At 67.9% G+C, this 13,280-nt stretch carries 10 protein-coding genes; 7 read left to right on the forward strand and 3 right to left on the reverse strand.

Annotated elements, in window-relative coordinates; all coding sequences use genetic code 11:
- Position 1: 1 nt before the first annotated feature.
- From ACWFRF_RS01535 to fadD11, 4 genes are read left to right on the forward strand one after another with little or no spacing between them, the layout of a single operon-like run.
- A complete protein-coding gene (locus ACWFRF_RS01535; protein ID WP_452448459.1) occupies positions 2-1,459 on the forward strand; it encodes a flavin-containing monooxygenase in 1,458 nt (485 codons plus the stop codon).
- Complete coding sequence (locus ACWFRF_RS01540; RefSeq protein WP_452448827.1) at positions 1,459-2,331, forward strand: short-chain dehydrogenase/reductase; 873 nt, start codon at positions 1,459-1,461, stop codon at positions 2,329-2,331. The genes ACWFRF_RS01535 and ACWFRF_RS01540 overlap by 1 nt, the downstream gene beginning before the upstream one ends.
- Positions 2,328-3,275: an alpha/beta hydrolase gene (locus tag ACWFRF_RS01545; RefSeq protein ID WP_452448460.1), complete on the forward strand. Its 948-nt coding sequence runs from the start codon at positions 2,328-2,330 to the stop codon at positions 3,273-3,275. Before ACWFRF_RS01540 ends, ACWFRF_RS01545 begins: the two co-directional genes overlap by 4 nt.
- Positions 3,272-5,071: a fatty acid--CoA ligase FadD11 gene (gene fadD11 / locus ACWFRF_RS01550; protein ID WP_452448461.1), complete on the forward strand. Its 1,800-nt coding sequence runs from the start codon at positions 3,272-3,274 to the stop codon at positions 5,069-5,071. Before ACWFRF_RS01545 ends, fadD11 begins: the two co-directional genes overlap by 4 nt.
- On the opposite strand, the gene ACWFRF_RS01555 is transcribed toward fadD11, so the two are convergent.
- Positions 5,058-6,287: a PucR family transcriptional regulator gene (locus ACWFRF_RS01555; protein ID WP_452448462.1), complete on the reverse strand. Its 1,230-nt coding sequence runs from the start codon at positions 6,285-6,287 to the stop codon at positions 5,058-5,060. The two genes, fadD11 and ACWFRF_RS01555, sit on opposite strands and share 14 nt — an antisense overlap.
- A 165-nt stretch (positions 6,288-6,452) precedes the next feature.
- On the opposite strand from ACWFRF_RS01555, the gene ACWFRF_RS01560 reads away from it, so the two are divergent.
- Positions 6,453-8,024 carry a GMC family oxidoreductase gene (locus tag ACWFRF_RS01560; RefSeq protein WP_452448463.1) on the forward strand — a complete coding sequence of 524 codons (1,572 nt, stop codon included), beginning with the start codon at positions 6,453-6,455 and terminating at the stop codon, positions 8,022-8,024.
- On the forward strand, positions 8,021-9,724 hold the full coding sequence (locus tag ACWFRF_RS01565; protein WP_452448464.1) for an aldehyde dehydrogenase family protein: 1,704 nt from the start codon (positions 8,021-8,023) through the stop codon (positions 9,722-9,724). Before ACWFRF_RS01560 ends, ACWFRF_RS01565 begins: the two co-directional genes overlap by 4 nt.
- An 80-nt stretch (positions 9,725-9,804) precedes the next feature.
- Here ACWFRF_RS01565 and ACWFRF_RS01570 read toward each other — a convergent pair whose 3' ends face one another.
- Positions 9,805-10,278: a MarR family winged helix-turn-helix transcriptional regulator gene (locus tag ACWFRF_RS01570; RefSeq protein WP_378630766.1), complete on the reverse strand. Its 474-nt coding sequence runs from the start codon at positions 10,276-10,278 to the stop codon at positions 9,805-9,807.
- Between the two features lie 136 nt (positions 10,279-10,414).
- On the opposite strand from ACWFRF_RS01570, the gene ACWFRF_RS01575 reads away from it, so the two are divergent.
- On the forward strand, positions 10,415-11,251 hold the full coding sequence (locus ACWFRF_RS01575; RefSeq protein WP_378989724.1) for an SDR family oxidoreductase: 837 nt from the start codon (positions 10,415-10,417) through the stop codon (positions 11,249-11,251).
- A 12-nt stretch (positions 11,252-11,263) separates the two neighbouring features.
- On the opposite strand, the gene ACWFRF_RS01580 is transcribed toward ACWFRF_RS01575, so the two are convergent.
- A complete protein-coding gene (locus ACWFRF_RS01580) occupies positions 11,264-13,216 on the reverse strand; it encodes a peptidase (RefSeq protein WP_452448465.1) in 1,953 nt (650 codons plus the stop codon).
- Positions 13,217-13,280: the final 64 nt, after the last annotated feature.

Genomic DNA, 13,280 nt, shown 5'->3' on the forward strand with positions numbered 1-13,280 from the left:
CATGCCCGCAGAACACACGCACATCGTCGTGCTCGGCGCCGGATTCGGCGGGATCGGGCTGACGATCAAACTCCGCGAAGCCGGCTTCGAAGACATCGTCGTGCTGGAACGCGCCGACGACCTCGGCGGCACCTGGCAGGCCAACACCTACCCCGGCTGCGCCTGCGATGTCCCCTCCCAGCTCTACAGCTACTCCTTCGCGCCCAACCCGGAGTGGTCGCGCACCTACGGCAAGCAGCCCGAGATCCTCGACTACCTGCGCACTGTCGCCGAGTCCAACGACGTGATCCGGCACGTGCGGCTCGGCACCGAACTCCTGGACGCGCGCTGGGACGACGAGCGGTCGCTGTGGCGGATCGCGACCTCACGAGGCGAACTCACCGCGGACTACTTCCTCTCCGCCGCAGGAATTTTCGCGGAGGCGAAGTACCCGTCGCTGCCCGGTCTCGACACCTTCGAGGGCACAGCCTTCCATTCCCTGCACTGGGACCACGACCACGATCTGACCGGCAAGCGCGTCGCGGTGATCGGCACGGGCGCCTCCGCGGTCCAGTTCGTACCGGAGATCCAGCCGAAGGTCGCCGCGCTGACGGTGTTCCAGCGGTCGGCGCCGTGGATCGTGCCGCGGATGGACCGCCCGACGATCGGGCTCGAACGTCGCCTGCTGCGCAAGATCCCGTTGGCGCAGAAGGCTGTTCGGGGGACCTGGTATTCGCTGATCGAGGGTTTCGGGCTGGTCGGGTTCGTCGACAACCGATTCCGGCATCCCTTCGAGCTGCTGGGCCGGATCCAGCTGCGCCGCCAGATCCGCGACCCGAAGCTGCGTGCGAAGGTGACGCCGGACTACATGATCGGCTGCAAGCGGGCCATCTTCTCCGACGCCTATCTCCCCGCCCTCGACAAGGACAACGTCGACGTCGTCACCGACGGTATCGCCGAGGTGCGCGCACGCTCCATCGTGACCCGCGCCGGGGTCGAGATCCCGGTGGACACCATCATCTACGGCACCGGTTTCACCTCGACGCCGAGTGTTTTCGATCGCATCGTCGGCCACGACGGGCGCTCGATCGCCGAGCTGTTCCGGCAGCGTCCGCAGACCTATCTCGGCGCCGCGGTGGCCGGGTTCCCGAATTTCTTCTGCACCCTCGGTCCGTTCGGTGCGGCGGGCAACCAGTCGGCGGTATTCATGATCGAGTCGCAGATCGCCTACATCGTCGACGCGCTGAGCACGCTGCGCGCCCGCGGCGAAACCCGCATCGAGGTGCGGTCGCAGGTCCAGCGCGACTTCGTCGAGGAGATGGGCAGGCGCAGCGCCGAGACCGTGTGGCTCACCGGCGGCTGCGAGAGCTACTACACCACCGCCGAGGGCGGCAATGCCGGGCTGTACCCGAACTGGAGCTTCGAATACCGCCGCCGCACCCGACGATTCGACATCGAGTCCTATGAGGTGTCGGCATGATGGGCCTGTCCGATCTCGCGCCGTCCGCCTGGTTCGCGCGCTCCTACGACGTGGCGGGCAAGGTCGTCCTGATCACCGGCGCGGGTCAGGGCATCGGCCGTGAGCTGGCCGCGATCCTGTCCCACCGTGGTGCGCGGGTCGTGGTGGTCGATATCGACGCGGTCGCGGCCCGCCGGGCCGCCGACGAGTTGGGGTTGGACGCCCACGGTATCGGCGCCGATGTCGCCGACCGGGCGCAGATGACAGCGGCGGTCGACGAGGTGGTGCGCCGATTCGGCACCCTCGACGTGGTGGTCGCCAACGCGGGCGTGACGCCCGAGCCCGCCACCGTGCGCACGATGGACCCGGCGGACTTCGACCGGGTGATCGGGATCAACCTCACCGGCGTGTTCAACACCGTGCACCCGGCCCTGGACCACATCGTGTCCGCGCGCGGGCACGTCGTGGCGGTGTCGTCGTGCGCGGCGTTCGCACCGGGGATGGGCGGCTCGCCGTACATGGTGAGCAAGGCCGCGGTCGAACAGCTGGGGCGGGCACTGCGGGTGGAACTCGCCGCGAGCGGGGCCAGTGCCGGCGTCGCGTACTTCGGCGTCGTCGACACCGCGATGACCCACGACATGCTCGACACCGACGACCTGGGCAAAGAGCTCGACGCGATGCTGCCGTGGCCGCTCAATGTGCGGATCACCGCCGAGTACGCGGCCAAGACGATCGCCGACGGCATCGCCCGGCGCGCACCGCGAACCATCGCGCCGAGCGGGTGGGAGCCCTACGCGTTGCTGCGCGGTGCGATCAACGTCGTGCTCGATCACCGGCTCGCCGCCGACTCCACGGTGCACGCGCTGATCCGGGCGATCGAGCAACGCCGGTGAGCGCCGAACGCGGGTCGCTGCGGGCGCGCACCGTCCGGCAGGTGTCGGCGCTCACGGTGGGTCAGCTGGCCGCGTTCGCGCCGGTGAACGCCTACACGCTGTCGCCGTCGCGGTTGCTGATCGAACAGGCACTGCGGGCGGGCGCGCCGCCGTTGCGCGCGACGGCGACCGAGCCGGTGGACGAGGACGGGATCCGCGGCGAGTGGGTGCGTGGGCCGCGCGCCGACCGTACCGACGCGGTCGTGCTCTACATCCACGGCGGCGGGTTCGTCGCCGGTTCGGCCCTCGGGTACCGCGGCGTCGCCTCCCGGCTGTCCACCGCGACCAAGCTCGCGGTGTTCACTCTCGACTACCGCCTCGCCCCTGAGCACCCGTTCCCGGCCGCACCCGCCGATGTGGCCGCCGCCTTCGAGTGGCTGTCGCGGCGCTGTCCGGCGGACCGGATCGTCGTCGCCGGTGATTCCGCCGGCGGCTTCCTGGCGGCTCATCTGACCATCGAGAACGCCCGCGCCGGGCAGCCCGAACCGGGTGCGCTGGTGTTGTTCTCCCCGATGGCCGACCTGAGTCTGGCCACCGCCATCGGCCACGAGAACCAGCACCGCGACGGTCTGCTGTCCACCCAGATCGCCAGGCAGGCGATCGCCGCGTTCACCGCCGAACCGTTCGACCTGCGACCTGTCCACGGAATGCGGCTGCCGCCCACCTTGATCCACGCCAGCGACACCGAGTATTTCGGCGCCGACGCGACCGAACTCGCGCGGCGCTGGCAGGCCACCGGGGCGCAGTGCGAACTGCAAGTGTGGCCGGATCAGATGCACGCCTTCCAGACCCTGCCGATCGTCGTCCCCGAGTCGAGGACCGCCTATCGCGCAGCGGCTCGCTTCGTCGCCACCCATCTCGACACCGCCCCCGCGGTCATGACCCAGAAAGTGCCTGCCTCGTGAGCATTTCCCGTTTCGACACCCTGCCCGCAGCGTTCCAGCACACCGCCTCGATCGCCCCCACCGCGATCGCCTTGCGCACCCCCGGCGACACCAAGACCCTCACCTGGGCCGAGTACGCGACCCAGGTTCGCGCCGTCGCCGCCGGACTGGCCGGTCTCGGTGTGCGTCGCGGCGACACCGTGGCACTGATGATGAGCAACCGGGTGGAGTTCTATCCCCTGGAAGTCGGTGCGCAGCATCTGGGCGCCACCTCGTTCTCGGTGTACAACACGCTCTCCCCCGAACAGCTCACCTACGTGCTCGGTAATGCCGGAGCGCGCGTGGTGATCTGCGAGCCGCAGTACGCGAAGCTGATCGCCTCGTCCGGGGTCGACGTCGACCACATCGTGTGCGTCGACGAGGCGCCCGAGGCAACCCTGTCGGTGAAGGATCTGCTCGCGGCGGGCCGTGACGATTTCGACTTCGACGCCGCCTGGCGCGCGGTCCGTGGCGAGGACGTCGCGACGCTCATCTACACCTCGGGCACCACCGGCGCGCCCAAGGGCGTCGAGACCACCCATGCCGCCCTGCTGTTCCAGGTGTACGGCATCGCCGACATCCTCGGCATCGAATTCGGTGACACCATCACCTCGTTCATGCCGACCGCGCACATCGCCGACCGGCTGACCGCGCTCTATGTCCAGGAGGTGCTCGGCACCCAGGTGACCAGTGTCGGCGATCCCAAGCAGATCGCCGCCGCCCTCGCCGACCTGCATCCGACCATCTGGGGCGCGGTGCCGCGGGTGTGGGAAAAGCTCAAGGCCGCCATCGAATTCAAGTTCGCGGCCGAACCGGACGAGACCCGCCGCCAGGGCATGGCGTGGGCGATGTCGGTGGCCGCGGCCCGCGCCGCCCATCAGCTCGCCGATGAACCGGTACCCGCCGAGCTCGCCGCCGAATGGGCGCGGGCCGACGAACTGGTGCTGAGCAAGCTGCGCGCCGCCCTCGGTCTGGACCGGGTGCGGTGGGCCATGTCCGGCGCGGCCCCGATCCCGCCGCAGACGCTGGCCTTCTTCGCCGGTCTCGGCATCCCGATCGCCGAGATCTGGGGCATGTCGGAACTGTCGTGCATCTGTAGCGTCAGCCATCCCCGTGACGCCAAGCTCGGGGCGGTCGGAAAGCTGTTGCCCGGCATGGAATCACGGCTGTCCGACGACGGTGAACTGCACGTGCGTGGGCCGCTGGTGATGAAGGGCTACCGAGGGATGCCCGAGCAGACCGCCGAGGCGATCGACGCCGACGGCTGGTTGCGCACCGGCGACATCGTCAGCATCGACGACCAGGGCTACCTTCGCGTCGTCGACCGCAAGAAGGAGATGATCATCAACGCGGCGGGCAAGAACATGTCCCCCACCAACATCGAGAACGCGATCAAGGCGGCCACGCCGCTGATCGGCGCGATGGCCGTGCTCGGCGACGGCCGGTCCTACAACACCGCGCTGATCGTGCTCGACGCCGAATCCGTCGAGCCCTACGCGCGCGAGCACGCGCTCCCCGACGCTTCCGCCGCCGCGCTGGCGGTCGATCCCACGGTGCGGGCCGCGATCGAAGCCGGTGTGGCACAGGGCAACAGCAAGCTCTCGCGGGTGGAGCAGATCAAGCGCTTCCGCATTCTGCCCACGTTCTGGGAGGCGGGCGGTGACGAGGTCACGCTCACGTTGAAGCTCAAGCGCAAGGTCATCGCCGAGAAGTACACCGCGCAGATCGACGAGCTCTACGCCGAGAACCCGCCCGCCGAGGTCGTCAACGCCGGATAGCGGTACCCGACTTGTCCGACCCCGCCTGGCGCGGTCGGACGAGTCGGGTTGTCTGCAAGGCGAAGTAGAACTCGGCGGCCGCGGTGGGATCGGTACAGCTGCGGCCGGTGAGGGCTTCGATTCGCCGCAGCCGTTGGTGCACGGTGTTGCGATGGAAGTGCAGTCGTTTCGCCGCATCGGCCACCACCCCGCCCGCGGCGAACCACGCCTCGAGCGTCTCCAACAGCGTGTCCCGCTCCATCGCGGGCAGCTCGAGGACCGAGCCGAGAATTCCGGTGGCGAGCTGACGACTCACCTCCGGCAGATGCGCGATCAGCAACGGGATCGGCTGGTCACCGAAGTTGTTGACCTCGATATCGCCGGGCCGGGCGCACCGGCACGCCAGTTTCGCCTCGTGGAGCGCGTCGTGGGCTCGGCGCGGATCGTCGAACGGGCGGCTCACCCCGACCCGGCCGGTGGCCAGGCCCGCGAGGACCGCGTCGGCTTCGGCCCGCGCCGTGCCCGGTTTCAGGCTGATCAAGCCGATGTGGGTGTCGAATTCGACCGTCCAGATCGAGTGCACGCCGATCGAGCGCAGACGTTCCTCGACGCCGCGCAGCGGGGCCGCGACCGGCTCGACGATTTCGGCGCTGACCACCAGGAACGTCCCGGTCTCCGGCAGGTTCAGCAGGCGCAGGGTTTCCCACAGTGGCGCGCCGTCGTCGACGGCGGCCGACAGCAGTGAGCGCAACGCGAGGCTGCGGGTCTGCGCGTCGCGATGGGCGCGTTCGAACGCCACCTCACCGTAGGCTTCCGCGGCCGCGCTCGAGTAGTCGTCGATGATGCTCCACAGCTCGGAGCCCTTGTGCGCCAACGATTCCGTGAGCTCGCCGCCCATCTCGCCGAGCAGCCGGTCCCATAGCAACCGGCCCGCCAGCCGGTACGCGTGCAGCAGCGCCGCCAGCGGAACCTGTTGCTCGGCCTTGAGCCGTCCGGCAGCGCGCGCGGCGTCCAGCCGCGGCCGGGAGCGACCCCCGAGTTGACCGAGCAGAGTCACCAGGTTGTCGTAGGTGGCCTGGCGCAGGTCCTGGTGGGTCAACCAGGTCGCCTCGGCATAGGCATGGTCGCCGGACAGGATTTGCGCCACCAGCACGTCGGTCAGCTCGTCCGCCCGCAGCAACAGCCTGTCGACAAGCTCCACCGATACGTCGGACGACACCTCGGGAACTGTCGTCATCCTCTTATTGTAGGCGCTGCGAAAAGCGTCCCTACCAGCTGCGTTGTGCACTTGCACACTGAGGTCACGGTAATCCGGAGCGCTGGACCATAGGCTGCCCGCCCACCGTCGGCCACGATCGAGACAAGTGATCCACCTCACTACATCGCATCGAGAGGCATTGCAATGTACGACTACGTCATCGTCGGCGCGGGTTCGGCAGGCGCCGTGTTGGCTGCCAGACTCTCCGAGGATCCGGCGGTATCGGTCGCCGTCATCGAAGCAGGGTCGGCCGACAGCGCCGACGAGATCCATATTCCGGCCGCGTTCGGCGCCTTGTTCAAGAGCGAGTGGGACTGGGATCTCGACACCGAACCCGAACCGCAGCTGGGCGGTCGGCGCGCGTACCTGCCCCGCGGCCGGATGCTGGGCGGATCGAGCTCGATGAACGCGATGATCTACATCCGGGGCAACCGTGCCGACTACGACGCCTGGGCCGCGGCCGGTGCCGAGGGTTGGTCCTACGACGATGTCCTGCCGTATTTCCAGCGAGCCGAGGACAACGAACGAGGCAAGGACGCCTATCACGGCGCCGGTGGACCACTGCGCGTCTCGGAGAGTCGTTCACAGCACGCCATTGCCGGAGCCTTCGTCGAAGCGGCCGAGCAGGCCGGGTACGCGCGCAACGAAGACTTCAACGGCGCAACACAATTGGGCGTGGGCCGCTATCAGGTGACCCAGCGTGACGGCATGCGGTGCAGCACAGCCGTCGCCTATCTGCATCCGGCGATGACGCGGCCGAACCTGACCGTCATCACCGATGCGCTCGCCCAGAAGGTGCTGTTCGAGGGCGATCGGGCGGTCGGCGTCGAGATCAGCCGTGGCGGCGAGGTCGACACGGTTCGTGCCGAACGCGAAGTCATCCTCTCCGGCGGCACCTACGGATCGGCGCATCTGTTGCTGCTGTCGGGCGTCGGTCCTGCCGATGAGCTTGCGCTGTTCCAGATCGAGGTGGTGCGCGACCTTCCGGTCGGCGAGAACCTGCAAGACCACTACATGACGCTGATCAACTACCGCACCGACACCGAGTCGCTGATGACCGCGTTGTCGCCGGAGAACCTCGCGTTGTTGCAGGAGCAGGGCCGTGGTCCGCTCACCTCGAACATCGGTGAGGCGGGCGGATTCTTCGAGACGACGTCCGGCCTGGAAGGTCCGGACGTACAGTTCCACCTGGCACCGGTGCTGTTCCACGAGGAGGGACTCGGCGCACCCGTCGCGCACGGATTCGCCGTGGGACCCTGTGTGCTCCATCCGACGAGCGTCGGCAAGGTGATGCTCCGTTCGGCTGCGCCGACCACCGCGCCGAGAATCGTGCACAACTACCTCGCCACCGACGAGGACCGGCGCAGCATTGTGGCGGGCCTGCGCATCGCCCTCGACATCGCGGGCCGAGCCGCCCTCGCCGAGCACATCACCGCGGACTTCGTTGCCCCCGAGTCGGATTCGGAGCAAGACCTGCTCGCCTTCGCCCGCAGGTACGGCCAGACGCTGTATCACCCGACATCGACGTGTGCCATCGGGTCGGTCGTCGACAGCCGGCTGCGGGTGCTCGGCCTGCAGGGCTTGCGCGTCGTCGACGCGTCGGTGATGCCCACGGTCGTGCGCGGCAATACGAACGCGCCGACCATCATGATCGCCGAGAAGGCCGCCGACCTCATTCGCGAAGATGCCGTCGCCACCACCGGAGGAACGAAATGACCAGCACAGCAACGACAATCGACGCCGCGATCGAGGCATTGACCGAGGGCGCGGCGCGGTGGGCGGCGACTCCGCTCGCCGACCGTCGCCTGCTGCTGCAGCAGGTGCACGACCTGACCGAGCAACACGCGCAGGACTGGGTAGACATCGCCATCGGCATCAAGGGCCTGCCGAAGGATTCACCCCTGGTCGGCGAGGAATGGATCAGCGGCCCCTATCCGGTGATCACCGGCACCGGCGCGTTGATCGAAAGCCTCGCCGCGCTCGACGCCGGTCATAGCCCGGTCGACGGCTTCGAGGTCACCGCGGCGCCCGGCAACAGGTCGGCCGTGCACGTGCTCCCGCACGGGATCTTCGATCGGCTGCTGCTCAACGGCTTCACCGCCGAGGTGTGGACCAAGCCCGGCGTCGACGCCGCCACCGTCCGGGCACGAGCAGGTTCGGGCGCACGCGCACCACGCACGGCAGGCGGGGTCGGCGTCGTGCTCGGCGCCGGGAACATCTTCTCCATTCCGCCGCTGGACCTGCTGTACCAATTGATCGCGGACAACCGGGTCGTGGCATTGAAGCTCAACCCCATCACCGATCCGCTGCTTCCGGTGTTCGAGCGCATTTTCGCCCCGCTGATCGATCGCGGGTTCTTGCGAATCCTCACCGGCGGTGCCGATGTCGGCACCGCGCTGGTCAACCATCCCGACGTGACCTCGGTGCACATGACCGGCAGCAGCAACACCCACGACGCCATCGTGTTCGGCCGGGGAGCCGAAGGCGCGCAACGCAAAGCAGCGAACACACCGCTGCTGACGAAACCGATCACCAGCGAACTCGGCGGCGTCTCACCCACCATCGTGATCCCCGGGCAGTGGTCGGAGGCGGATCTGAAGTTCCAGGCCGAACACCTTGCGACGCAGCGACTGCACAACAACGGGTACAACTGTGTCGCGTCCCAGGTCGCCATCGTGAGCGCGGACTGGCCACAGAAGGAGAGATTCCTCGCCGAGCTGCGTGCGGCGTTCGAGCGGGCACCGGGGCGACCGGCGTACTACCCGGGCAGCGAGAGTCGAGTGGCCAACGCGCGCAGGGAATATCCGCAGGCACAGAGCGTCGGCCCGAACAACGACCGCACGCTGGTGCTCGGAATCTCGCCGTCGAAGGACGAACCAGCGCTGCGCGAGGAGTACTTCTCCCCCGTTTTCGGTGTCACCGAACTGCCCGGCACCGGGTCGACGTTCCTGCGTGCCGCGGTCGAGGTCTCGAACGAGCAGTTCATCGGCACCCTGGGCGTGAACATCATCGCCCACCCGAAGACGCTGCGTCAGCTCGGCGCCGCGCTCGATGAGGCGATCGTCGACCTTCGATACGGCACCGTCGCGATCAACGCCTGGACCGGAGTCGGCTATCTGACCGCCCGCGCGAGCTGGGGTGCGTTCCCCGGCCATACCCTCGACGATGTGCAGAGCGGTATCGGCGTGGTGCACAACGCGCTGCTGATCGAAGATCCCGAACGCACTGTCGTCCGTGGGCCGTTCCGACCCGCGCCCAGGTCGATCACGCGCGGTGAATTCACGTTGGCGCCCAAGCCGCCCTGGTTCGTGACCAACAAGACCGCCGCCACCACGGGCCGTCTGCTGGCCTATTTCTCGGCTGCGCCGGGGTGGTCCAAGCTACCGGCGATCTTCGCCTCCGCCCTGCGCGGCTAGCTGTTCGCCGCAGCGACGAAAACCCGTTCCACCGGATCGACCGGCACCGAGATCCGGTGGAACGCTCTCGCGCCGGGGGGTCAGCGTTGGCGCACGGCGTCGTAGGCCCGCGGCAACGCTTCGCCGGAATTCATCGCCAGCAACGCTTGGTGCAGGTTCGCGCGCTGATCCTGATCCAGACCGTCGAAGAGGTCGTCGTTCAGTGTGCGGACGAGCTCGTCAGCCTGCTCGACGGCGCGCATTCCCTGCTCGGTGATCTCGACGAGAAACCGGCGGCGGTCGCGGTGATCGCGAATCCTGGCGGCCAGGCCCGCCGACTCCAGATGGTCGATCGCGGCGACCATGGTGGTCGAGTCGATGCGCAGCCGGGTTCCCAGTTCGAGCTGAGAGCTGGCCTGGTCGCCTGCCAGTACCTTCAAGATCATGAAGTGTCTGGTCCGCAGGCCCAGGGTGGCGAGCCGATCCTCGCTCACACGGAACATCACCTGCCCGAGCTTGATCAGCAGGCAGCTGGTGTGGTCGGCGACCATGTCCGGGATCAACGGTTCGGTCACTGGTGGGAAACCTCGATTTCTGAGCTGGACAGCAGAGGCGATCGTAGTCGTCGCCACACCCGCGTCGGTCATCGGCAGCCATCATCACCGATAATCGCTACAGATAATAGTTCGTACTACTGATAGTCTGCCCGGCATGGCGTCAGAATTCATCCAGAAGATCGACCTTGCCGACAAGGTCGTCGTCGTCGCGGGCGGCACCAGCGGCATCAATCTCGGTGTGGCCGAGGACTTCGCGCGGGCCGGTGCTCGCGTGGCGGTGCTCAGCCGCTCCGCGGACAAGGTCGACGCGGCCGTCGAACGGCTGCGCGAGCTCGGGGCCGAAGCCTTCGGTGGGAGCGCCGATGTCCGCGACTACAGCGCGACCGAAGCCGTCCTGCGATCGGTGCACGAGCAGTTCGGCGACTTCGACGTCATGATCTCCGGTGCGGCAGGCAACTTCCCCGCCGCCGCCGTCGGCATGTCCGCCAACGGATTCAAGTCGGTCGTCGACATCGACCTGCTCGGCACCTACAACGTCCTGCGCGCGAGCTACCAGTTCCTGCGCAAGCCCGGCGCCTCCGTCATCAACATCTCGGCACCGCAGTCGGAGCTGCCGACGATCACCCAGGCGCACGTGTGTGCGGCCAAGGCCGGCGTCGACATGCTCACCAAGGTCCTGGCGATGGAATGGGGCCCGTTCGGCATCCGCGTCAACGGTGTGATCCCGGGCCCGATCGATGGCACCGAGGGCATGGCCAGGCTGGCCCCGACCGAGCAGGACCGGGCCCTGGTCACCGGAAGCGTCCCGCTGCGCCGCTACGGTACCCCCCGCGACGTCGCCAACGTCTGCCGCTTCCTCGCTTCCCCGCTGGCCGACTACGTCTCCGGCGTTGTGCTTCCGGCTGACGGCGGGTGGGTCCTCGGTGGCGCGTCGCAGGCGATGGGTGTCATCGGGCAGCCGCTCCTCGACGCCGCGCACCAGGGTCAGTAGCACCTGGGCGCGTCATGACCTGACCTCTTCCCAGAGGCGCAGGTAGACCTCGGCACCGCGAAAGACGTCGGCCATGATCTCCGGGCCGCCGAGAACACGGACCGCTTCGAGCCAGTCGGCGTAGGTTCCGTAGGTCGCGGTGCCGTCGGTGTTGATGTCGAAGGTGCGCTCGCCCCATCGTTCCCTGTCGAACGTCACCGCGCCGTCGTGGGAGACGAAGGGATATCGGATGGTGCCGGGTCCGAGCGGGCCGCCCTGGCCGGCGATGCCGTTCATATCCGAACCGAAGCCGAAACCGAACTCCGCGCCGGGCCGGGGCAGCACGCGGGCTTCCCGCCAGGCTTGGACGAAGCTCGCGGGCCCACCGGCATAGGGAGTCGCGAAACCGCCTGCCGCATAGACCCGTTCGGTGGTGGTGGGCGAGTCCCAGCCGTGTGAGGACAGCACACCGGGGTAGCCACGCTTTTCGATGATCGTCATGACTTCCTCCGCGGTGGCTTCGCTGAGGTGATCTATCTCGATGAGAAAACCGTGGTCGATCATCGCGTTGATCAGGTACTCGCCGAGGTCGGTCAGCCCGCGCGCATTGCAGTGAGATCCCGCCGCGTACAGCGGCAGTGGTGCGCCGCCGAGCAGCGGGCCGGTGAGATCGGCGATGAACTGGTTGATATGACCGGCGAGCGGCACCGAGAGCTGGGTGCTGTCCTGTTCGGGTCCGGGACAGGGCTGGACGTTCCAGAACGTGCCGGTCTGCATGAAGTTGCCCGCGTTCACCAGCAGGCCGGTGACATCGTGATCCATTTTCGTGCCACCGAACGCGTTGTCGAACTTGTGTACCGGGAAGAAGCTGCTCACGCCGATGGCGCGAAGTTCGGTGAGCCAGCGGTCGACGTCGGCTCGGCCGCACTCCGGTTGCCCGAGGAACACGCCACACCCCATCGGGTCGGACAACTCCATGCCGAGGACCACGGCGAGCTTGCCGGACGCGGCGACGTGGCGTGCTCGGGCCGGATCGGTGACGATGCGGAAGAAGCCCTGCCCGGGCCCACCGGCCTGGGCGTCGATGTAGTCCTGCAACGCCCGCAGGCTGTCGGCCTGCCTGCGCACCGAAGCCATGTCGTCACAGGGGTTTCGGCGATCGGTCATCATGGCGCACAGTGATTCGTTGTCCACCAGATCGACGGTCATCACGCGCAGGCCCGCCTTCCACGAGCGCTCGATGCTGGTCCAGTAGGTGCCTTCGGCGGTGAGAACCGACGGTTTCGGCCAGTCGCGGAAGGTAGGCCAGCCGCGGGTGTCGGAGGCGTGGAACGGTTCGCCGTGGTCGAGGAAGTCGGCGATCACACCGTTGGTGCCGGTGCGGTACTGCGCGCAATCGGGCAACGCGTAGCTCACTCCGTAGGGGTGCCACGGGCGGCCGCAGTGAAAGTTGCCGCCCATGAATTCGTAGGCGGTGACGTGCGCGTGCGCGTCGATGGCGCCCACGACCGCGCCGTCGGCGCCGACGCTGGGGCCCGGAGTTCCCTGGGCGCCGGTCTGTGCCTCGGGGAAGTCCGCGCACCCGGTGTCCTGGACGAACGTGGCGGGCGTGCTGGTCGCGGTTTCGCTGTTGCTGAGAACGAATCCGCTCGCACCGGTGCCGTCCACCTTCCATACCGCCGACGGCGTCGGGTTCGTCGCGGGGCTGATCACCCCCTGTCCGGCTGCCAGGACGTCGCCGTTACGACCGTAGAGCAGGTATTCGCCGAGCGCTGTCGCCCGCATCCGGTACGGCCCGGCTCCCGGGACCAACGGCCCTGTCGGCGTGTCGATTCGGTAGCAGCCGTCGACCAGCGAATAGCGGGTCTGTCCTGGATCAGCGGTGGCGTGCCCCGGCACCGCGAGACCTGTGGCGATCAGGGTGACGGCGAGTATCGGTAGGTACGTCGAACCTGCTGGTCCCCGACGGGAGATGGTGGAACGCAAGACTTCTCAATTCTGAACTAGAGGTATTTCACCTTTCTCGGTCAAAATACTATGGAACATAGTT

The sequence above is a fragment of the Nocardia sp. NPDC055165 genome (genome assembly GCF_053606985.1).

Coding starts and splice junctions, on each gene's coding strand:
- ACWFRF_RS01575 (WP_378989724.1), top strand. CDS start 10,415: ATGGCGTCAGAATTCATCCAGAAGATCGACCTTGCCGACAAGGTCGTC.
- ACWFRF_RS01560 (WP_452448463.1), top strand. CDS start 6,453: ATGTACGACTACGTCATCGTCGGCGCGGGTTCGGCAGGCGCCGTGTTG.
- ACWFRF_RS01565 (WP_452448464.1), top strand. CDS start 8,021: ATGACCAGCACAGCAACGACAATCGACGCCGCGATCGAGGCATTGACC.
- ACWFRF_RS01555 (WP_452448462.1), bottom strand. CDS start 6,287: ATGACGACAGTTCCCGAGGTGTCGTCCGACGTATCGGTGGAGCTTGTC.
- ACWFRF_RS01535 (WP_452448459.1), top strand. CDS start 2: ATGCCCGCAGAACACACGCACATCGTCGTGCTCGGCGCCGGATTCGGC.
- ACWFRF_RS01540 (WP_452448827.1), top strand. CDS start 1,459: ATGGGCCTGTCCGATCTCGCGCCGTCCGCCTGGTTCGCGCGCTCCTAC.